The sequence below is a fragment of the Psychrobacter sp. 1U2 genome (assembly GCF_051847575.1).
This window is the reverse complement of the sequence record NZ_JBPYDC010000920.1, coordinates 1-774: the sequence shown is the minus strand read 5'-3', so window position 1 is coordinate 774 and position 774 is coordinate 1. Positions and strand designations below refer to the sequence as shown.

Annotated in this window: 2 protein-coding genes; one reads left to right on the top strand and one right to left on the bottom strand. The window is 48.2% G+C overall.

What is annotated here, in order from left to right:
• Nucleotides 1-284: DsbA family oxidoreductase (locus tag ACS8FD_RS19555; RefSeq protein ID WP_439277087.1), on the top strand; the 284-nt coding region annotated here is incomplete at its 5' end.
• 1 nt (nt 285) lies between these two features.
• Here the strand turns inward: ACS8FD_RS19555 and ACS8FD_RS19550 are convergent.
• Nucleotides 286-774 (bottom strand): TetR family transcriptional regulator C-terminal domain-containing protein (locus tag ACS8FD_RS19550; protein WP_439277086.1); only part of this gene is annotated, 489 nt, incomplete at its 5' end.

Here is a 774-nt window from a genome sequence, read left to right as displayed (position 1 = left end):
AAGCTTTGTTCGCCGCGCACTTTACTAATGGTCGCAACATTTCTGACAAAGAAGTACTTGCTGATATCGCAGCGGAGATTGGGTTAGACCGTAGCGAGGCGCTGACAGTGTTAGAAGATCAACGTTTTGCAAAAGAAGTACGAGAGACTGAGCAGCACTGGCAGCAGCAGGGTATTCAAAGCGTACCAGCCATCATTTTTAATGAGCGTCATCTGGTTAGCGGTGCTCAAGGGGTTGAAAACTATACTCAAATTCTAAAGCAACTGGCTGACATGGCTGATTAAATTATATCGATTCTGTGGCGCTATCATTACGCAAGGCTTCTATTGATTGCGCCATATCTTCGGCAAGCTCATGTACGGCAGCACTATCTACATCGCGCTGTGCAAAAGCGCGCAGCCCCATTATCTCCGCTTGCAAACGCCGAGCCAGCCTCACAGGGTCAAGCTCACTATCAAGCTCTCCTATGCGCTGAGCTTCTGTAAAGCAGTCAATAAATCGCGCTTCCATTCCAGCCAGCATTGCCTCAACCTTTTGTAAGGCTGATTGCTCACGAGCGCCAAGCTCCAACAAGCTTTTTACCAGCATACAAGCGCGACTTGGCAGCCCCTTATCGAGAATTCCACCAAGCTGTCGCAAGTAGGCAGCTAGCCCCATCAATGGCGAGCTATGGGTCTTCAAAGTATACTCTAACTCAGCCAATGACAGACGAGCATAGTACTCTAATACTTCTTGGAACAGTCCATCCTTGCTACCAAAAGCGGCATAAATACT